The sequence below is a fragment of the Bacillus sp. FSL H7-0578 genome (assembly GCF_038630855.1).
GTDB classification, from domain to species: Bacteria; Bacillota; Bacilli; order Bacillales; family Bacillaceae; genus Bacillus; species Bacillus safensis.
This window is the reverse complement of record NZ_CP152045.1, coordinates 2,538,908-2,558,973: the sequence shown is the minus strand read 5'-3', so window position 1 is coordinate 2,558,973 and position 20,066 is coordinate 2,538,908. Positions and strand designations below refer to the sequence as shown.

General features: G+C 42.1%; 18 protein-coding genes. 17 read left to right on the top strand and 1 reads right to left on the bottom strand.

Features of this window, described 5'->3' with window-relative positions:
- The first annotated feature begins 11 nt into the window (after window positions 1-11).
- Both pyk and MHB41_RS13115 read left to right on the top strand, forming a co-directional pair.
- Window positions 12-1,772, top strand: coding sequence for a pyruvate kinase (pyk, locus tag MHB41_RS13120; protein ID WP_024426143.1), 1,761 nt, complete (start codon window positions 12-14; stop codon window positions 1,770-1,772).
- Between the two features lie 99 nt (window positions 1,773-1,871).
- Window positions 1,872-2,261 carry an FxsA family protein gene (locus MHB41_RS13115; RefSeq protein WP_340900050.1) on the top strand — a complete coding sequence of 130 codons (390 nt, stop codon included), beginning with the start codon at window positions 1,872-1,874 and terminating at the stop codon, window positions 2,259-2,261.
- Between the two features lie 25 nt (window positions 2,262-2,286).
- Here MHB41_RS13115 and ytvI read toward each other — a convergent pair whose 3' ends face one another.
- A complete protein-coding gene (gene ytvI, locus MHB41_RS13110; protein ID WP_340900051.1) occupies window positions 2,287-3,405 on the bottom strand; it encodes a sporulation integral membrane protein YtvI in 1,119 nt (372 codons plus the stop codon).
- A gap of 100 nt (window positions 3,406-3,505) precedes the next feature.
- Here ytvI and MHB41_RS13105 point away from each other — a divergent pair, with 100 nt between their 5' ends.
- The 15 genes from MHB41_RS13105 to MHB41_RS13035 all read left to right on the top strand — a co-directional run bounded on the left by MHB41_RS13105 (window position 3,506) and on the right by MHB41_RS13035 (window position 20,058).
- Window positions 3,506-3,970: a DUF441 domain-containing protein gene (locus MHB41_RS13105; RefSeq protein WP_024424791.1), complete on the top strand. Its 465-nt coding sequence runs from the start codon at window positions 3,506-3,508 to the stop codon at window positions 3,968-3,970.
- 376 nt (window positions 3,971-4,346) lie between these two features.
- Window positions 4,347-5,465, top strand: coding sequence for a citrate synthase (citZ, locus tag MHB41_RS13100; RefSeq protein WP_024424790.1), 1,119 nt, complete (start codon window positions 4,347-4,349; stop codon window positions 5,463-5,465).
- A gap of 148 nt (window positions 5,466-5,613) precedes the next feature.
- Window positions 5,614-6,885 (top strand): NADP-dependent isocitrate dehydrogenase, encoded by a 1,272-nt coding sequence (gene icd / locus MHB41_RS13095; protein ID WP_024424789.1) that lies wholly within the window; start codon window positions 5,614-5,616, stop codon window positions 6,883-6,885.
- A 34-nt stretch (window positions 6,886-6,919) separates the two neighbouring features.
- Entirely contained in the window at window positions 6,920-7,858 is a 939-nt protein-coding gene (gene mdh / locus MHB41_RS13090; RefSeq protein ID WP_008356047.1) for a malate dehydrogenase, read from the top strand.
- Window positions 7,859-8,043: 185 nt separating this feature from the next.
- Window positions 8,044-8,772 carry a response regulator transcription factor gene (locus tag MHB41_RS13085; RefSeq protein WP_024426141.1) on the top strand — a complete coding sequence of 243 codons (729 nt, stop codon included), beginning with the start codon at window positions 8,044-8,046 and terminating at the stop codon, window positions 8,770-8,772.
- Window positions 8,765-10,507, top strand: coding sequence for an ATP-binding protein (locus tag MHB41_RS13080; protein ID WP_065214541.1), 1,743 nt, complete (start codon window positions 8,765-8,767; stop codon window positions 10,505-10,507). Before MHB41_RS13085 ends, MHB41_RS13080 begins: the two co-directional genes overlap by 8 nt.
- Before the next feature lie 255 nt (window positions 10,508-10,762).
- Complete coding sequence (polA, locus tag MHB41_RS13075; protein WP_340900052.1) at window positions 10,763-13,402, top strand: DNA polymerase I; 2,640 nt, start codon at window positions 10,763-10,765, stop codon at window positions 13,400-13,402.
- Between the two features lie 26 nt (window positions 13,403-13,428).
- Complete coding sequence (mutM, locus tag MHB41_RS13070; protein WP_061109457.1) at window positions 13,429-14,262, top strand: DNA-formamidopyrimidine glycosylase; 834 nt, start codon at window positions 13,429-13,431, stop codon at window positions 14,260-14,262.
- 174 nt (window positions 14,263-14,436) lie between these two features.
- Window positions 14,437-15,069: a sporulation membrane protein YtaF gene (gene ytaF, locus MHB41_RS13065; RefSeq protein WP_034279660.1), complete on the top strand. Its 633-nt coding sequence runs from the start codon at window positions 14,437-14,439 to the stop codon at window positions 15,067-15,069.
- Between the two features lie 13 nt (window positions 15,070-15,082).
- Window positions 15,083-15,688: a dephospho-CoA kinase gene (gene coaE, locus MHB41_RS13060; protein WP_034279663.1), complete on the top strand. Its 606-nt coding sequence runs from the start codon at window positions 15,083-15,085 to the stop codon at window positions 15,686-15,688.
- A 172-nt stretch (window positions 15,689-15,860) separates the two neighbouring features.
- Window positions 15,861-16,883 (top strand): glyceraldehyde-3-phosphate dehydrogenase, encoded by a 1,023-nt coding sequence (locus MHB41_RS13055; RefSeq protein ID WP_024425707.1) that lies wholly within the window; start codon window positions 15,861-15,863, stop codon window positions 16,881-16,883.
- Window positions 16,884-17,118: 235 nt separating this feature from the next.
- Window positions 17,119-17,499 (top strand): adenosylmethionine decarboxylase, encoded by a 381-nt coding sequence (gene speD, locus MHB41_RS13050; protein WP_003216492.1) that lies wholly within the window; start codon window positions 17,119-17,121, stop codon window positions 17,497-17,499.
- 183 nt (window positions 17,500-17,682) lie between these two features.
- Window positions 17,683-18,069 (top strand): hypothetical protein, encoded by a 387-nt coding sequence (locus MHB41_RS13045; protein ID WP_061109456.1) that lies wholly within the window; start codon window positions 17,683-17,685, stop codon window positions 18,067-18,069.
- Between the two features lie 4 nt (window positions 18,070-18,073).
- Entirely contained in the window at window positions 18,074-18,532 is a 459-nt protein-coding gene (gene nrdR, locus MHB41_RS13040; protein WP_003216720.1) for a transcriptional regulator NrdR, read from the top strand.
- Window positions 18,533-18,633: 101 nt separating this feature from the next.
- Window positions 18,634-20,058, top strand: a complete 1,425-nt coding sequence (locus MHB41_RS13035) for a replication initiation and membrane attachment family protein (protein ID WP_034280722.1) — start codon at window positions 18,634-18,636, stop codon at window positions 20,056-20,058.
- Window positions 20,059-20,066 lie beyond the last annotated feature (8 nt).

The following is a 20,066-nucleotide window of genomic DNA, read 5'->3' as shown; positions in this document are numbered from 1 at the left end:
GAGGAACAGTAATGAGAAAGACAAAAATCGTTTGTACAATCGGTCCAGCAAGTGAAAGCATTGAAAAGCTGACTGAATTGATTGAAGCAGGAATGAATGTAGCCAGACTCAACTTCTCCCATGGAGATTTTGAAGAGCATGGTGCACGCATTGAAAACATACGTAAAGCAGGTAAAACATTAGGCAAGGACATTGCGATCCTTCTAGATACAAAAGGTCCAGAGATCCGTACACGTACAGTTGAAAACGGCTCAATTGAGCTAGTCGCTGGTGCTGATCTTATCGTGAGTATGGAAGACATTGTTGGAAATACGGAAAAAATTAGTGTGACATACGAAGATTTAATTCATGATGTAGAAGTAGGCTCAACGATTCTATTAGATGATGGTCTGATTGGTTTAGAAGTAAAAGAAATTAACAAGGACCGCAAAGAAATCGTCACTAAAGTCATGAATACAGGCACGCTCAAAAACAAAAAAGGCGTCAACATACCTGGCGTCAGTGTGAACCTGCCAGGTATTACAGAAAAGGATGCCAATGATATTCTGTTTGGAATTGAACAAGGCGTCGATTTCATCGCAGCTTCTTTTGTGAGACGAGCTTCTGATGTTCTTGAAATTCGTGAGCTTCTTGAAAAGAACAATGCGACTGATATTCAAATCATCCCTAAGATTGAAAACCAAGAGGGTGTTGATAACATCGACGAGATCCTTGAGGTATCTGACGGTTTAATGGTTGCGCGTGGAGATCTTGGTGTAGAGATCCCGGCAGAAGAAGTACCGCTTGTTCAAAAAATGCTGATCAAAAAATGCAATCGTTTAGGCAAGCCTGTCATCACAGCGACTCAAATGCTGGACAGCATGCAGCGTAACCCACGTCCTACCCGTGCGGAAGCAAGTGACGTGGCAAATGCTATTTTTGACGGCACAGATGCGATTATGCTTTCTGGTGAAACAGCAGCAGGAACATATCCAGTAGAAGCCGTACAAACAATGCATAACATTGCATCACGTTCAGAAGAAGCACTAAACTATAAAGCCATTCTTTCTCGCAGAAGCGAAGAAGTAGAAGTCAGCATTACAGACGCGATTGGTCAATCTGTTGCACATACAGCAATGAAGCTTGATGTAGCAGCCATTGTGACACCGACAGAAAGCGGACATACAGCAAGAATGATTTCAAAATATAGACCAAAAGCACCAATCGTAGCAGTTACTGCAAACGAATCAGTGGCGAGAAAGCTTTCACTCGTATTCGGTGTATTTGCAAAGAGCGGATCAAAAACGACATCTACTGATGAAATGCTTGAGAATGCGGTAGAAAAGTCAATTGAAACAGGCTATGTAAGACACGGCGATTTAATCGTGATTACAGCAGGTGTGCCAGTTGGTGAAACAGGTACGACGAACTTAATGAAAGTATATGTTGTCGGTGACATCATTGCGAAAGGTCAAGGTATTGGCCGTAAATCTGCATTTGGACCAGTTGTCATTGCACAAAGCGGAAAAGAAGCAGAAGAAAAAATGTACGATGGTGCGATCCTGGTTGCAAACTGCACAGATCGTGATATGATGGGAGCTTTAGAAAAAGCATCTGCCCTTATCACAGAAGAAGGCGGTTTAACAAGCCATGCAGCAGTTGTTGGACTAAGCCTCGGCATTCCAGTGATTGTTGGTCTTGACAGCGCAACGACATTATTAAAAGAAGGCGAAGAGATTACAGTAGATCCAGCACGCGGAGCGATCTACAAAGGCCGTGCAAGCGTCCTTTAAATCATACTAGAGGGGAGTTGTCTGACTCCTCTCTTTTTTTATGTTACACTAAAAAAAGTAAACAGCTTTCGATGAAAGATACCCCATGAGGTGATATGGTTGAAGAAATATTTTCTACTATTATTAATTCTGTTCCCTGCGGTGGAAATTAGTTTATTTTTAATCTCAAGTAAAATCATTGGCATTTTGCCAACCATGCTGCTCATCGTGCTGACAAGTGCCTTAGGTGCTTATTTTGCAAGAAAACAAGGTATAGAAGCCTTCCAAAAAGTGCAGCGAGATTTACAATATGGCAAGATGCCAGGGGGGGCGATTGTCGATGGTTTTTGTATTCTAATCGGCGGTCTGCTGCTGCTCATTCCAGGCTTCTTATCGGATCTCTTTGGGGCTTTGCTGCTCATTCCGGTGACGAGAAAGGGAATCAAGCCGCTCTTTGAACGCTGGCTTAGAAACATGTCTAATCGCAACCGCTACACGATCATTCGTTAAAGAGACCTTCAGCTGAAGGTCTCTTTTATTTTTGCATTCCATACCGAATGTACTCATAAATATCTCTGAAAACTCCTGCATTACGGAATGCCTGCCACACGACAAGGGCAGCAGGGCCAATCACAAGTCCTAGAAAACCAAACCATTTTAACCCGACAAATAGCGCCACAAGCGTTGCTAAAGGATTAAGTCCGATGGATTTGCTTAAGACTTTTGGCTCTGATATTTGTCTTTGAATGAGGACGACAATATACAAAATGCCCAGTCCAATGGCGAGGGAAAGATTTCCTGTCATAGCAGAATAAATGATCCACGGTAGAAAAACAGTGCCGCTCCCGATGTATGGAAGTAAATCGACGAGCCCGATACATAGAGCGATGACGAAGGCATGCTTGACCTTTAAAATGATGAGTCCAATCAATACAATACCAATCGTCATGGCAACAAGCAGAAGCTGAGCCTTCATAAAGCCGGTAATGGCTTTTTTGATTTCAGATAAAATAGCGCGTGTATGCTGCATCCATTTTGCGGGAAAGATACGTGAGCCATATGTTTTTAACGTAAACCAATCTTTCGTGATAAAAAAAGTCGCCAGAGCAGAAAATAACAGTGTGGCTGCTGCATCAGGCAAAAGACCTAAAAAAGCCGGAATAAGCTCGAATGTTTTTGAAAGAAAAGACCCGATTTTTGCGGCCGCTTCATCACCAAGTGCTTGAATTTGTCCCAAAATCGATTCCTTTTGACCTGCTTGAAGCGTATTAAATTGGGCCGTCACATCATGATATAAAGGCAGAATCTTGTCTGTGAAAAATTGCTCTACAATCCCAATCATTTGATCAAGATGACGGGGCAGCACCTTTGCCAAATAAGCACTTCCTGAAATGATTTCCGCAACTAAAAGCGTCATTAAGCCGGCGGCTGCGACTAAAAAGAGCAAGAGCACAATGACCACAACAAATCCTCTTGGCATCCCGGTGATCTCTTCGATTTTGCAGACGGCAGGATGAATTAAACAAGACACGATAAGGGCGATCCAAAAAGGATATAAAAACGGAAAAGACTGATATAAAAAGACAACCGCAAAAACAGCAATGCTGATCATCATCAAACTTCGAAGAAAAATGGCCACATAGGCGTGATTCACACAATCCCCTCCAAAAAACAAGCATGTCCGATACTTCATTTTATTCAAAAAGATTAGTAATATGAAAAGGTCGCAATAAAAAGAAAGAAAGGAGCGGCGTATGTTTACTCAAGCAAATTTGTTTTTGGTTCTTTTACTCGTTATTGCACTTATTGCAAAAAACAATTCGTTAATTGTAGCAGTCTCTGTGCTGATCGCGATTAAGCTGATTGGCCTGGATCAAAAAATTTTCCCGGTTCTCCAATCTAAAGGCATTAATTGGGGGGTCACCGTTATTACCATTGCAGTGCTGGTCCCGATTGCAACAGGTGACATTGGATTTAAGCAGCTTGGAGAAGCGATGAAATCTTCCTATGCTTGGATAGCTCTTGGAGCGGGTATATTAGTAGCATTAATTGCAAAAAACGGGATTGTGCTACTCGAAAATGATCCGCATATTACGGCAGCGCTTGTGTTCGGTACCATTTTGGCAGTCAGCTTATTTAAAGGTGTGGCAGTTGGACCGCTTATCGGGGCTGGAATTGCTTATTTGGCGATGCAGGCTGTGAAATTTTTCAGCGGGTGAAAAGAGAGTGGTTCCTGCCACTTTCTTTTTTAAATTTTTTCTTGCGTGAGCTTTTGCAAAAAAACATAATTAAATATATTAAAAGAAGCAAAATCCCTTTATTCCATGCCTGATATGGGAGACTGGAAAAAAAAATATCAAAAAAAATTATAGTTAAACATTTAACAAATGTCTGATTATTGTTTATAATGGGAATAGGCTTAATTTTGAACTCATTGATCACACAAGAGATATGAGGCTAAAAGCGCTCTAACCGTATAGGTAAATGTAAGCATTTTCTTTTCTGAGCCTGCTATCTTATCCGGATTGGATAGCGCTTTCAAAAAGTGAGAATTCTGCAACGAAGGGGAATCTTTTTAAAAAGGGGAGATTGAACATGACAGCAACAAGAGGTCTTGAAGGTATCGTGGCAACAACTTCATCCGTAAGCTCAATTATTGATGATACTCTTACTTATGTAGGGTACAATATCGATGATTTAACTGAAAAAGCTACATTCGAAGAAATTGTCTACCTGTTATGGCACTTAAAGCTGCCGAATGAGCAGGAGCTGAGTGAATTAAAACAGCAGCTCAATGAAAATGCTCAGATTCCGCAAGAAATCATTGAGCATTTTAAATCTTATTCGCTTGATGGGGTTCATCCAATGTCTGCGATTCGTACAGCAGTATCTTTACTAGGTTTACTTGATGACGAATCAGAGATTATGGACAAAGAAGCGAATTACAGAAAGGCGATTCGCTTACAGGCGAAAATTTCTGGACTAGTCGCTGCGTTTTCACGCATCCGCAAAGGGCTTGAGCCTGTACAGCCAAAAGAAGAATACAGCTATGCTGCAAACTTCTTGTATATGCTAAATGGCGAAGAGCCGTCACCAGTAGAAATTGAAGCCATTGATAAGGCACTTATTCTCCATGCGGATCATGAATTAAACGCATCGACATTTACAGCACGTGTATGTGTTGCTACACTATCAGATATCTACTCTGGTGTGACAGCGGCTATCGGTGCGCTGAAGGGACCGCTTCATGGCGGCGCTAATGAAGGCGTGATGAAGATGCTTTCAGAAATTGGCGAAGTTGAAAACGTAGATTCCTATATTCATGGTAAGCTAGAGAAGAAAGAAAAAATTATGGGCTTTGGCCACCGTGTATACCGTCAAGGTGACCCGCGTGCAAAGCATCTAAAAGAAATGAGCCAGCGTTTAACAAACCTCACTGGCGAGCCGAAATGGTATGAAATGTCTGTTCGCGCAGAGGAAATCGTGACATCAGAGAAAAATCTTCCACCAAATGTTGATTTTTATTCTGCATCTGTATATCACAGTCTTGGGATTGATCATGACTTGTTTACACCAATTTTCGTGATCAGCCGATTCTCTGGATGGATTGCTCACATTCTAGAGCAATATGACAACAACCGTCTTATCCGTCCAAGAGCTGACTACATTGGACCTGATCTTCAAACCTTTGTTCCGATCAGTGAAAGAGACTAATGTTTATAGAATAAGCGGGGGCTGATTTCAAAAGGCCAATCAGCCTCCATATCAACAAAAAAACGAATCACGTGAAAAACTTCTTTGTTTGCAGACATCAAGCCAAGAAGTTTCAAATATTCACTACATAACCTGGGAGGTAATATCATTGTCACAAGGCGAAAAAATTACAGTTACTGGCGGCGTATTGAATGTACCAAATAATCCAATTATCCCGTTTATTGAAGGGGACGGAATCGGTCCTGACATTTGGAAAGCAGCATCAAGAGTACTTGAAGCAGCTGTAGAAAAAGCATATAAAGGTGAAAAGCAAATCACTTGGAAAGAAGTATATGCAGGTGAGAAAGCTTACAATAAAACTGGAGAGTGGCTTCCTGAGCAAACGCTTGAAGACATTCGCGAATACTTAATTGCGATTAAAGGGCCACTAACAACACCAATTGGCGGAGGAATCCGTTCATTAAACGTGGCACTTAGACAAGAGCTTGATTTATTCACATGCTTGCGTCCTGTTCGCTGGTTCAAAGGGGTACCTTCTCCTGTGAAACGTCCAGAAGACACAGATATGGTGATCTTCCGAGAGAACACAGAAGATATCTATGCTGGTATCGAGTATGCAAAAGGTTCAGACGAAGTGAAGAAATTAATTGACTTCTTGAAAAACGAATTAGGTGTGAATAAAATCCGTTTCCCAGAAACGTCAGGTATCGGAATCAAGCCAGTTTCTGAAGAGGGAACATCCCGTCTTGTCAGAGCGGCTATCCAATATGCAATTGACCAAGGCCGTAAATCTGTGACGCTTGTTCACAAAGGAAACATCATGAAATTTACAGAAGGTGCCTTCAAAAACTGGGGCTACGAAGTGGCTGAAAAAGAGTTTGGCGACAAAGTCTTTACATGGGCACAATATGATCGTATTGTAGAACAAGATGGAAAAGATGCGGCAAACAAAGCGCAAAGTGAAGCAGAAGCTGCTGGCAAAATCATTGTCAAAGACAGCATTGCAGATATTTTCCTTCAACAAATCCTAACTCGTCCAGCTGAGTTCGATGTTGTGGCTACAATGAACTTAAATGGAGATTACATCTCTGATGCACTTGCAGCACAAGTTGGTGGAATTGGTATCGCACCAGGTGCAAACATCAACTACGAAACAGGACACGCTATTTTTGAAGCGACTCACGGAACAGCACCAAAATATGCTGGTCTTGATAAAGTGAATCCATCTTCTGTTCTTCTATCAGGCGTGCTTTTACTTGAGCACCTTGGCTGGCAGGAAGCAGCTGATCTAGTGATTCAATCTGTTGAAAAAACAATTGCATCTAAAGTCGTCACATACGATTTTGCTAGATTAATGGATGGCGCAACAGAAGTGAAATGTTCTGAGTTTGCTGACGAGCTCATCAAAAACTTGTCTTGATTCTTAAACTTTAAAGTTAAAGGGGAAAAAGGAAATGGCAAACAAGCGTAAAAAAGTATCTGTCATCGGAGCAGGTTTTACAGGAGCAACTACAGCATTTCTAACGGCTCAAAAAGAATTAGCGGATGTCGTATTAGTTGATATCCCGCAGCTTGAGAACCCAACAAAAGGGAAAGCTCTTGATATGCTGGAAGCAAGCCCTGTTCAAGGCTTCGATGCGAACATTACAGGCACTTCTAACTACGAAGATACAGCCGGTTCTGATGTCGTGGTCATTACGGCAGGAATTGCAAGAAAGCCGGGAATGAGCCGTGACGATCTCGTGTCAACAAATGAAAAAATCATGCGCAGCGTGACACGCGAAATCGTTAAATATTCTCCAGAAGCCATTATTGTTGTGTTAACAAACCCTGTTGATGCAATGACATATGCCGTTTATAAAGAATCAGGATTACCAAAAGAAAAAGTCATTGGACAATCGGGCATTCTTGATACAGCACGCTTCCGTACGTTTGTTGCTCAAGAATTAAACCTATCTGTCAAAGATGTGACGGGATTTGTGCTTGGTGGACATGGCGATGACATGGTTCCGCTTGTTCGTTACTCTTACGCAGGCGGTATCCCGCTGGAAACATTGATTCCAAAAGATCGTATTGATGCGATTGTTGAAAGAACAAGAAAAGGCGGCGGCGAAATCGTAAACCTATTAGGTAACGGTAGTGCCTATTATGCACCTGCTGCTTCACTAGTAGAAATGGTTGAGGCGATTCTAAAAGATCAGCGCCGCGTGATTCCAACGATTGCATACCTTGAAGGTGAATATGGCTACGAAGGCATTTACCTTGGTGTACCAACAATCGTAGGTGGAAACGGCCTTGAACAGATCATTGAGCTTGAGCTGACAGAAGAAGAAAGAAGTCAGCTTGACCGTTCTGTTGAATCTGTTAAGAACGTCATGAAAGTATTGTCTTAATATGAAAAAAAGAAGGCTTCTCTTATGAGGGGCCTTCTTTTTGTTTACAAAACCAATCTTGTCGAAATTTTAAATTGTCCTCTTGTTAAGCTTTCGTTAAAATGAAAGAGAAAGCATGACTTCTCGCTTTTCACATAAGATACAAAAAAACGGATGCAGGGGAAATCACTAATTGGAGGCACAACATGAATAAAAAAATATTAGTTGTGGATGATGAAGAATCGATTGTAACACTTCTAAGCTATAACCTTGAAAGGGCGGGCTATGATGTCGTCACAGCAAGAGATGGGGAAGAAGCGCTTGAAAAAGCAGCAAGTGAACAGCCTGATCTCATTGTATTAGATTTAATGCTTCCGAAAATGGACGGTATTGAAGTGTGCAAACAACTGAGAATTCAAAAAATGATGTTCCCTATTTTAATGCTGACAGCAAAGGACGATGAATTTGATAAGGTGCTCGGTCTTGAACTTGGAGCCGATGATTACATGACAAAGCCATTCAGTCCTAGAGAAGTGGGTGCTCGGGTAAAAGCCATCTTGAGAAGAGCGCAGCAATCTCAGCCTGTCCCCGCGCAAGAGGAGAAGGAAGAGGTCATTGCAGACCAAATCAAAATTGGTGAACTGCGCATTTTACCAGAACACTATGAAGTCTACTTCCAAGAAGAACGCCTAGAGCTTACGCCGAAGGAATTTGAACTGCTTCTTTATTTGGCCAAGCATAAAGGACGTGTCCTCACACGTGATCTGCTGCTAAGTGCCGTTTGGAATTATGACTTTGCGGGTGATACTCGTATTGTGGATGTACATATCAGCCACTTGCGGGACAAAATTGAAAAGAATACGAAAAAACCAACATACATTAAAACCATTCGCGGCTTAGGCTACAAATTGGAGGAGCCAAAGCCAAATGAGTAAAATTCGAACCCGTCTGTTTTCGGGCCTTATTTTTCTCCTTTTTATTGTGTTTGTTGCACTTGGCCTTTTTTTGGATCACATGTTCCATGTTTTTTATGAAACAAAATTAACGGAACGAATGGAAAATGAATCGAGCTTTCTCCTTTCTTCCATGGATGGTGATGATCTGCAGGCGAAGCAAAACAAGGAGATCCTCAATCAGGCAAAGCAGCATCTCGATATGAATGCGTCAATTGTGGACCTGAAGGGGAATATCATACATACAACAGGTCAAGCGGAGCAAAGGGGCATCATTCAAAACACACTGAACAATGAACGCCTTCAAACAAAAGGAGTCGTCATTGAGGATGAAAAGGATGCGCTGTTTCATTACGCAGTCCCTATCCTGAAACAAAATGAACCGGCAGGCTATTTATTTCTCCATGCGTCATTCCAGCCTTTAAATGAAATTGACGGCCAGCTTTGGCTCGCATTAGCGGTTTGTCTTGGCTCGGCGATTATTATTATCGTTTTCTTTGGATACCGCATGTCGATGAAATATGTAAAACCGATAGATTATGCCACAAAGGTAGCCAAACAGCTGGAACGCGGGAACTATGATACCAATCATTATGAAGAGCTCATCATTGAAACAAGTGAGCTTAATACATCAATGAAGCGCCTGGCAGAAAGCCTTCAAGAAATGACAAGCACTGGGGAGATGCAGCGAGACCGTCTGCAAACAGTCATTGAAAACATCGGAGCAGGGATTATTTTGATTGATAAGATGGGGTATATTAACCTAGTCAATCGAACTTTCCGCAAGCAGTTTAAGGTGCAAAAGCACATTTACATGCACAAGCTGTATCATGAAGCATTTACACATGAAGAAATTATTGAGCTGATTGACGAAATTTTCATGACAGAAACGAAGGTGCGGAAGTTTTTACGCCTGGCCGTTGACATTGAACGGCGCTACTTCCAGGTGGATGGTGTTCCCATTTTAAGTACAGACGATGAATGGAAAGGAATAGTCCTTGTGTTTCATGACGTGACAGAAACAAAGCAGCTGGAGCAGATGCGAAAAGATTTTGTCGCCAATGTGTCTCACGAGTTAAAGACACCGATTACGTCGATTAAAGGATTCTCCGAAACTCTTCTTGATGGAGCGATTGATGACAAAGAAGCGCTGACACAATTCCTTTCCATCATTCTAAAAGAGAGTGTCCGTCTCGAAACACTCATTCAAGATTTACTCGATCTTTCCAAAATCGAGCAGCAGCATTTCAAACTGAATATTCAAGACGCCAATGCGACAGAAATCATTCAAGAGATTGAAGTCCTTTTAAAACAAAAGGCCGCAGAAAAAGGCATTCAATTACAAGTGCGAATCCCGAAAGAGCCTGTCTATGTGATGGCAGATCCTCTGAGGTTAAAGCAAATCTTCCTCAATCTCGTGAACAATGCCCTTACCTATACACCAGAGGGAGGGAGTGTCACCATTTCGGCAAGACCGCGGAAAGGCGCCTATGAATTTGATGTAGCAGATACAGGAATCGGCATGAAGAAAAGCGAGATTCCAAGAATATTTGAGAGATTTTATCGAATTGATAAAGATAGAAGTAGAAATTCAGGCGGTACAGGACTTGGTCTTGCCATCGTCAAACACCTTGTGGAGGCGCATGAAGGGACGATTTCGGTCCATAGCAAACAAGGTAAAGGAACGACTTTTACAGTGAGCCTGAAATCAAAATAGGGAAAAAAGGAAAGTCGCGTTAAAATTTACATGATCTTTACAATGGATTCATGTTTAGTTAAACAATCATTGGTAGGATGAATAGGAACCCCTTCATCCAAGGAGCCAATTTTGTAAGGACGAAAACACTTGTTGTTTTCGTCCCTTTTTTTATGCAGGTTCGACTATTTTCTTTTCAAAATAAACTTTGATAAAATGATGATACAATGTGTGAAAGAGACGGCTGAAATGGCTCAGCTGATGGAGGATTAAAACATGACAGACAAAAAGAAATTAGTACTAGTGGATGGAAACAGTCTCGCTTATCGAGCCTTTTTTGCTTTGCCGCTATTATCAAATGATAAAGGCGTCCACACAAATGCCATTTACGGCTTTGCGATGATCTTAATGAAGATGCTCGAGGACGAGAAGCCAACCCATATGCTTGTCGCATTTGATGCGGGAAAAACAACGTTCCGCCACGAGACATTTAAAGAATATAAAGGCGGAAGACAAAAAACGCCGCCAGAGCTATCAGAACAAATGCCGTTCATCCGTGAACTATTAGATGCCTATCAGGTGAAAAGGTACGAGCTTCCTCAATACGAGGCAGACGATATTATCGGGACATTGGCTGTGGAGGCAGAAAAAGACGGCTTTGAAGTCAAAATTTTCTCAGGAGATAAGGACTTAACGCAGCTCTCAACAGACCATACGACGGTAGCAATTACGAAAAAAGGCATTACAGAAGTAGAATATTACACACCGGCTCATATTGAAGAGAAATATGGCCTGCGCCCAGATCAAATCATCGATATGAAAGGTTTGATGGGAGATTCCTCAGATAATATCCCAGGGGTGCCGGGTGTAGGTGAAAAAACAGCGATTAAATTGTTAAAGCAGTTTGAAACGGTTGAAAACCTGCTTGAACATATTGACGAAGTCAGCGGTAAAAAACTCAAAGAAAAGCTTGAAGAATATAAAGAGCAGGCGGTGATGAGTAAAAAACTCGCAACGATTCTTGTAGAAGCGCCAATTGATGTATCAAGCAAGGATCTCGCATATGAAGGTCCTCATATGGATCAAGTGATCTCTCTTTATAAAGAACTAGGCTTTCAAACGCTGCTAGAGCGTCTAGGAGAAGCACCAGAAACAGGTGAACAGGTCGAAGTAGAAGCATTAGAAGTGAAAAAAATGACCGAAGTAACGGATGAGATGCTGACAAATCAAGCTGCTCTTGTGGTAGAGCAGCTTGGAGATAATTATCATGAAGCAGATTTGATTGGTTTTGCGATCCATAATGAAAATGGTGCGTTTTTTATCACGAAAGAAGATGCGCTTCAATCAGACGCATTTAAACAGTGGGTACAGGATGAAACGAAGAAGAAATGGGTCTTTGATTCAAAAAGAGCAGTTGTCGCCCTCAGATGGCATGATGTCGATCTAAAAGGTGTCGATAACGATGTCCTGCTCGCTTCCTATGTCGTCAACCCTCAGAAATCGTATGAGGACGTCGCAAGTGTGGCGAAGGAATATGGTCTTAACATCGCTCTTTCTGATGAAAAAGTGTACGGAAAAGGAGCAAAGCAGGCGATTCCACCTGAAGATGAACTGAAGGAACATCTTGGACGAAAAGCAGCGGCGATCTCTGCTCTGCATGATTTAACACTTGAAGCGTTAGAAAAAAATGATCAGCATGAACTATATGAAGACTTAGAGCTGCCGCTTGCCCTCATCCTAGGTGAAATGGAATCCCTTGGGGTAAAGGTAGATATTGAGCGCCTAGAGAAGATGGGTGAAGAGTTAACGAAAAAGCTGAAAGAATATGAAGAAACCATTCACCGCTTAGCAGGTGAAACATTTAACATCAATTCTCCTAAACAGCTTGGCGTGATTCTTTTTGAAAAATTAGGACTGCCGATTATTAAAAAGACAAAGACGGGCTACTCGACATCTGCGGATGTTCTTGAAAAGCTTGAAGATAAGCACGAGATCATTCGGTCTATTCTGCATTACCGCCAAATTGGAAAGCTCCAATCGACCTATGTGGAAGGCTTAATGAAAGTAACGCGCAAGGATACCCATAAAGTGCATACACGATTTAATCAAGCGCTCACGCAAACAGGAAGACTAAGCTCGACAGACCCAAACCTGCAAAACATCCCAATTCGTTTAGAAGAAGGACGAAAGATTCGACAAGCATTCGTTCCATCAAAAGAAGGCTGGCTCATGTTTGCTGCTGACTATTCACAAATTGAGCTGCGTGTACTCGCTCATATTTCTCAGGATGAGAATTTAATCGAAGCGTTTACGAAAGATATGGATATTCACACGAAGACAGCGATGGACGTGTTCCATGTCTCAGAAGAAGAAGTGACTTCCTCTATGAGAAGACAAGCCAAGGCTGTCAACTTCGGTATTGTATATGGGATCAGTGATTATGGGTTATCTCAAAACCTTGGGATCACAAGAAAAGAAGCAGCTGCCTTTATCGAACGCTATTTAACAAGCTTTAAAGGCGTGAAAACCTATATGGAAGAGATCGTGCAGGAAGCGAAACAAAAAGGATATGTCACGACGCTTCTCAAACGCAGACGGTATATCCCGGATATCACAAGCCGTAATTTTAATATCAAAAGCTTTGCCGAACGAACAGCCATGAACACACCGATCCAAGGAAGTGCAGCTGATATTATTAAAAAGGCCATGATTGATATGGCGCGTAAATTAAAAGAAGAAAACTTGCAGGCAAATCTTTTATTACAGGTGCACGATGAATTGATTTTCGAAGCGCCGAAAGAAGAAATTGCCATACTCGAAAAAATTGTTCCTGAAGTCATGGAAAATGCACTTCAGCTAGATGTGCCGCTAAAAGTTGATTTTGCTTCAGGGCCATCTTGGTACGACGCAAAATAATAGAGAGAGAAAAAGGAGCGAGGAGCATGCCGGAATTACCAGAAGTTGAAACCGTCCGGCGCACACTCAAGCGGTTAGTCGAAGGAAAGACGATTGAAACGGTCAATATCAAATGGCCAAATATCATCAAACGTCCTGGGGAGCCGGAAGAGTTCGCAAGAAGGATGGTAGGAGAAACGATACAAACCATTGAAAGAAGAGGAAAGTTCCTGCTCTTTCATTTAGACCACTACGTAATGGTCTCCCATTTAAGGATGGAAGGGAAATACCGTGTACATGAAGCGCATGAGCCATACGATAAACATGTACACGTCGTCTTTACGTTTACAGACGGTACTGAGCTTCGGTATCATGATGTGCGTAAATTTGGCACGATGCATTTATTTCAGCCGGGTGAAGAAGAAAAGGAACTCCCGCTCTCACAGCTGGGATATGAGCCTTTTGATGATCAATTCACTCCGGAATATTTATGGGAGCAATTGAAAAAAACATCCCGTGTGGTCAAAACAGCGCTGCTTGATCAAAAGATTGTCGTGGGACTAGGTAATATTTATGTAGATGAGGTTTTGTTTAAAGCAGGCATTCATCCAGAAACAAAAGCGAATCAGCTCAGCCTTGATTCGTGCAAAGTGCTTCACAGGCATATTATCGATACACTTCAAGTAGCGGTAGATGCAGGAGGAAGCACGATTCGCTCATATATCAATTCACAAGGTGATATTGGCACATTTCAGCTGCAGCTTCTTGTGTATGACCGGCGGGGAGAGCCTTGTCAAACATGCGGAAGCATCATTGAGAAAACAGTAGTCGGAGGGCGCGGCACTCATTTTTGTGTGACCTGCCAAAAGCGTCCTCAATAAAAATCAGCCATCAGCATGCTTCCTTTTTGCTGTGCATACGATAAAAAACATTCATTTTTCAGCAAGGTGTAGACTGACACACAGCCCACCTGCTCTTCATATAGTGAAGAAGAGTCTAAGGACGCCTAGAGACTCTTGATCATCGTTGCATGAACAGAAAGGAAGAGTTCAGGTATGATTTCGATTTCGCTCCTGTTTTTAGCTATTGCAGTCAGCATTGACAGCTTTTCTGTAGGATTTACGTATGGACTTCGTAAAATGAAGATTCCATTTAAAGCGATTGTCATTATTGCGTGCTGTTCAGGGATTGTGCTGCTCATTTCCATGCTGATTGGCAGCCTGCTGACGACATTCCTCCCTGTCTCAGTGACAGATAAACTTGGTGGAGGCATTTTAATCGCCATTGGACTTTGGGTCCTTTATCAATTTTACAAACCAGCGAAAGAGCGTGATTTGCTCCTTCATGAAAAGACATTGCTCAATGTGGAAGTGCAATCGCTTGGTCTTGTCATTCAAATTTTGCGAAAGCCGACAAGTGCAGATATTGACCGTTCTGGGACGATCAATGGAATAGAAGCGGTGCTTCTTGGGATTGCTTTATCCATTGATGCATTTGGCGCAGGGATTGGCGCTGCGATTCTAGGCTTTTCTCCAATTGTCATGAGTATCACTGTGGCCGTGATGAGCTCACTTTTTGTGTGTATCGGGCTCCGTTCCGGTCATTACTTGGCCAATTGGCGCTGGATCGATAAACTTGCATGCTTACCAGGGCTTCTGCTCATTTTAATTGGGGTGTGGAAGCTGTAAAGGAGGAAATCAATTGACGCTTGTCATTGGATTAACAGGCGGGATTGCTAGTGGAAAAAGCACCGTCTCGCAAATGATAAAAGAGCAGGGCATCCGGGTCGTGGACGCAGATGTCATTGCAAAAGAAGCAGTTGCCAAAGGAACACCAGCTCTTCAACAAATCGTTCAAACCTTTGGTGAGGATGTTCTCCTGCCAAATGGGGAGCTGAACCGGCAGCAGCTTGGAGCCGTCATTTTTTCTGATGAAGAGAAAAGAAAGCAGCTGAATGCCATTGTTCATCCTGAAGTGAGAAAAGAAATGCTCAAACAGAGAGATGAAGGGGTTAGTCAGAAGGAAACCTTCGTTGTCCTCGATATCCCGCTTTTATTTGAAAGTCAGCTTGAAAGTCTCGTCGACCGCATCATTGTGGTGTATACAACGCCCGAATTGCAGCTGTCGCGGCTCATGAATCGAAATGACCTCAGCGAGGAAGAAGCGCTGAATCGTATTCACTCTCAGCAGCCTCTTGAGGAGAAATGTAAAAAAGCAGACCGCGTGATAGAGAACACACAAGATCTCGCGTTTATTAGAAAGCAATTGCAGAACATATTAAATGAATGGGAACATACAGATAAGTAAGAGTACATACACGTACTCTTCTTTTTTTATGCTTTATTCTGATTTCCTTTGAAAAGAACAGCCCTTTTTAGAAAATATACGTTTATATACTGGCAATTACATTCTAATGTGATATACTAATTTCATAAATAAATTTATTGAGTATAACACATAATAGAGGAGTGACCTGTTCATGAAGGTAAAAGCAGCGATCAATGGGTTTGGCAGAATTGGACGCATGGTCTTCAGAAAAGCAATGCTTGATGATCAAATTCAAATTGTAGCGGTGAACGCAAGCTATCCTGCCGAAACGCTAGCACATTTAATTAAATATGACACAAATCATGGACGTTACGAATGTGATGTGACAGCAGAAGATGACGCCTTGATTGTGAATGGCAAAAGAGTTCTTTTGCTTAATAATAGAGACCCGAAGCAGCTTCCATGGGGAGAGCTTGGGATTGATATCGTCATTGAAGCAACAGGTAAATTTAATTCAAAAGATCAAGCGATGGGCCATATAGATGCCGGAGCGAAAAAAGTCGTTCTAACAGCTCCAGGTAAAAATGAAGACATTACGATTGTGATGGGTGTCAATGAGGATGATCTTGATCCTGAAAAGCACGTCATTATTTCAAACGCATCTTGTACAACAAACTGTTTAGCACCAGTTGTGAAACTGTTAGATGATGAATTTGGCATCGACAATGGTTTAATGACAACGGTTCATGCTTATACAAATGATCAAAAAAATATCGATAACCCGCATAAGGATCTGCGCCGGGCAAGAGCATGTGCTCAGTCCATTATTCCAACTACGACGGGTGCCGCTAAAGCGCTTTCTTTAGTGCTTCCGCACATGAAAGGGAAATTACACGGACTTGCACTCCGCGTACCAGTTTCCAATGTGTCGATGGTTGATCTTGTCGTTGACTTGAAAAAAGATGTCACAGCAGAAGAAGTCAATGCAGCCTTCTCGAATGCATCTAAAACATCTCTTGCCGGTATTTTAGATTACACAGATGAGCCGCTTGTCTCTACGGACTTTAACACAAACCCTTATTCAGCAGTCGTTGATGGACTGACAACGATGGTAATGGAAGGGAGAAAAGTGAAAGTTCTTGCATGGTATGACAATGAATGGGGTTATTCATGCCGAGTGGTTGACCTTGTAAAGTTTGTCGGCGCACAGATGAAAGAGCTGTCTGCTGTTTGAAATGAAGAAGACGATCGTCCCTTTTCAAGAAATGAGAGAAAATCCCACTAAAAACACAGCTTGCAAAATGGGTCTAAACAAAGTATACTATTTTTCGTGAACTTCTTGTTCGCAGACTCATTCGGGTATACTTAAAGGGTTAGGACCTCTTAGGACTAACTTTCCCCCGTGGTATATGTCCGGTCCGGCTGCTTAGAACTTCACTCTTTCATTCTTGTTTAAAGGGGGGTCCATGATGGAAACAATCGGACGTCACGTTATCTCCGAGCTATGGGGATGCGACTGTGATAAACTGAACGACATGGATTTTATTGAAAAAACGTTTGTAAATGCAGCTTTGAAATCAGGAGCTGAGGTAAGAGAGGTTGCTTTTCACAAATTTGCACCTCAAGGAGTAAGTGGAGTTGTCATTATTTCTGAATCTCATCTGACAATTCACAGCTTTCCTGAACATGGTTATGCGAGCATAGATGTTTATACTTGCGGTGACCTAGATCCGAATATTGCAGCAGATCATATCGGAGATGAATTAGGTGCTGAAACAAGAGAAAACATCGAAATTCCTCGAGGCATGGGACCTGTACAAGTAAAACAGGCACAAGCCAAAGCACTGTAAACATAAAAAAGATTGCAATGGGAGCTGGCCAAAAGCATTGAATGCCTTTGTGTTATGCTCCTTTTTATATTTTTTTGATAAAAAATCCAACATTCCCCAGCTTGTCTATACTTTTGTTCTAGGAAAACAAAGGTTTTTTTTATAAAATAAAGAAAGAGGCATTATGGCAAAGGGGATACGTGTATGACTTTAAGACAAAAGTTTAAACGGTTCATGTCAAACCATACAGAAACATCTGACGAGCATCCAGTGTCAGAACTGAAAAGCCATTACTACAAATCGACGAATGCACAAGTTTTTCAAGCGGTGGAAACCATTCTTTCCCAAAGCGATTCCTATCAAGTGACATCTGTTTCAGCAGAACGAGGTGAAATCAGCGCAAACATACGATTGCCGAAAAAAGCCTTTCTCGTGGCGACTGTCATTTCAATTCGTCCTTTTGAAACAGCTGTCGATTTTAATGTAACAACAGAAACGGCCCTGCCAACAGATTTCGGCTATAGTCAAAAGACCGTTCTGTCCCTTTATGATGAACTAGACAAACAACTTCCAAGAATAGATCGGAGCTGATGAAATGAAATGTCCCACATGTCAGCACCTTGGCACAAGGGTGCTTGATTCAAGACCAGTAGATGAAGGGAAATCCATCCGTCGTAGAAGAGAGTGCGAAAGCTGCCAATATCGCTTTACGACGTTTGAAAAATTAGAAGAATTACCGCTGATTGTGGTGAAAAAAGAAGGGATTCGAGAAGAATTCAGCCGCGAAAAAATGCTGAGAGGACTCATCAAAGCGTGTGAAAAGCGTCCTGTCGCTTTAAAGCAGCTGGAGGATGTCTGCTTTAATATTGAAAAAGAACTGCGCAATCAAGGCATGTCAGAAGTGAAAAGCGAGCTTGTAGGTGAAATGGTCATGGACGAGCTGGCGAAAATTGATGAAGTGTCTTACGTCAGGTTTGCCTCGGTTTACCGGCAGTTTAAAGACATTAATGTCTTTATTGATGAATTAAAAGACCTATTAAAGAAAGAACGCTAAAAAGAGCTGGAGATTCTTCATGCTCTTTTTCCTGCGTAAAGCGTAAAACGCAAAAAGAGTGTACAATGGAAACAATCGCAATTCATGGGGAGGATCAGCATATGACAGAGCATTGGAAGGAAGTGCTAGCCGTCGATCCGTATGTCGTCAAAAGCGCTTCATTGCTCGGTGACATCGATAGACAGCTCATCACTCTTTTATATCAGCCGCTTATTGGCATGTCCGCTTTCAGCTTATACATGACGCTGTGGGGAGAGCTGGAACAAAATCGTATGTGGGGGAAACCTGCACCTCATCGGCAGCTCATGGTCATGCTGCAAACGAATTTAAATGATATTTTTGAGGAACGTTTAAAGCTTGAAGCGATCGGCTTACTCCGCACATATGAACAGGAAACGGAAGAAGGCAGACTGTTTACATATGAGCTTGTACCGCCGCTAAGACCAGATGAATTTTTCCAAGATGGTATGCTGAATGTCCTGCTGTACCATCGTGTAGAGAAAGCAAAATATATGCAGCTGCGTAATTATTTCTCTTATCCGGGTGTTCCTGCAGAAGCAAAGAATATTTCACGGTCGTTTGAAGAAGTGTTTCACGTATTGCAGCCAGGCGAGCGCAAGATGACAGAAGAAATTCATCAGGCGTCATCGCTAGATGAAGGCTATGAATATGTGACCGTTGGATCGAGTCAGCCGGCACCGCTCTCGGACGAATCCTTTGATTTCGATCTATTATTAGCGGGTATGTCTGACATGATGATTCCAAGAAAGGCTTTGACAAAGCAGGTAAAAGAAACAATTAAGAAGTTAGCTGTTGTATACGGCATCACCCCGCTTCAAATGCAAAATATTGTAGCAGGTGCATGCGGTTCGGATCAAATGATCTCAACAGAAGAGCTGAGAAAAGCAGCAAGAGACTGGTACCAAATTGAATACAGAGGCGAACAGCCAAAGCTGATTGATCAAAAACAGCCAAGACACTTGCGCCAAGATGCTTCAAAGACGCAGGCGGCAGATACTCCAGATGCAAAATTAATTGAAAAGCTGGATCATATTTCGCCTAGGGAGCTGCTAAAAGACATGGCAGATGGCATTGAGCCAACATATGCCGACTTAAGAATTGTCGAAGATATCATGCTCGAGCAGCAGCTAGAGCCAGGTGTCATGAATGTTCTCATCTACTATACATTACTCAAAACAGATATGAAGCTGTCGAAAGCATATATGCAAAAAATCGCTTCTCATTGGGTGAGAAAGAAAATCAAAACCGTTGCTGCGGCCATGAAAATTGCAAAAGAAGAGAACAGACAAATGACAGAGTGGGCGCAGCAGAAAAAGCAGCGCAGCCCATATGGTTCAGGAAAAGTCGTCCGGGAAGAGAAACTGCCTGACTGGATGAAAGAAACCGAAACAAAAGAACAGCCGGCAAAAGAGCAAACGGACAATCTGTCTACAGAAGACCTTGAACGAGAAAAAGAAAAACTGTTAGATCAGTTTAAAAATATGAAAAAGTACAATGCACATTAAGGTGAGGT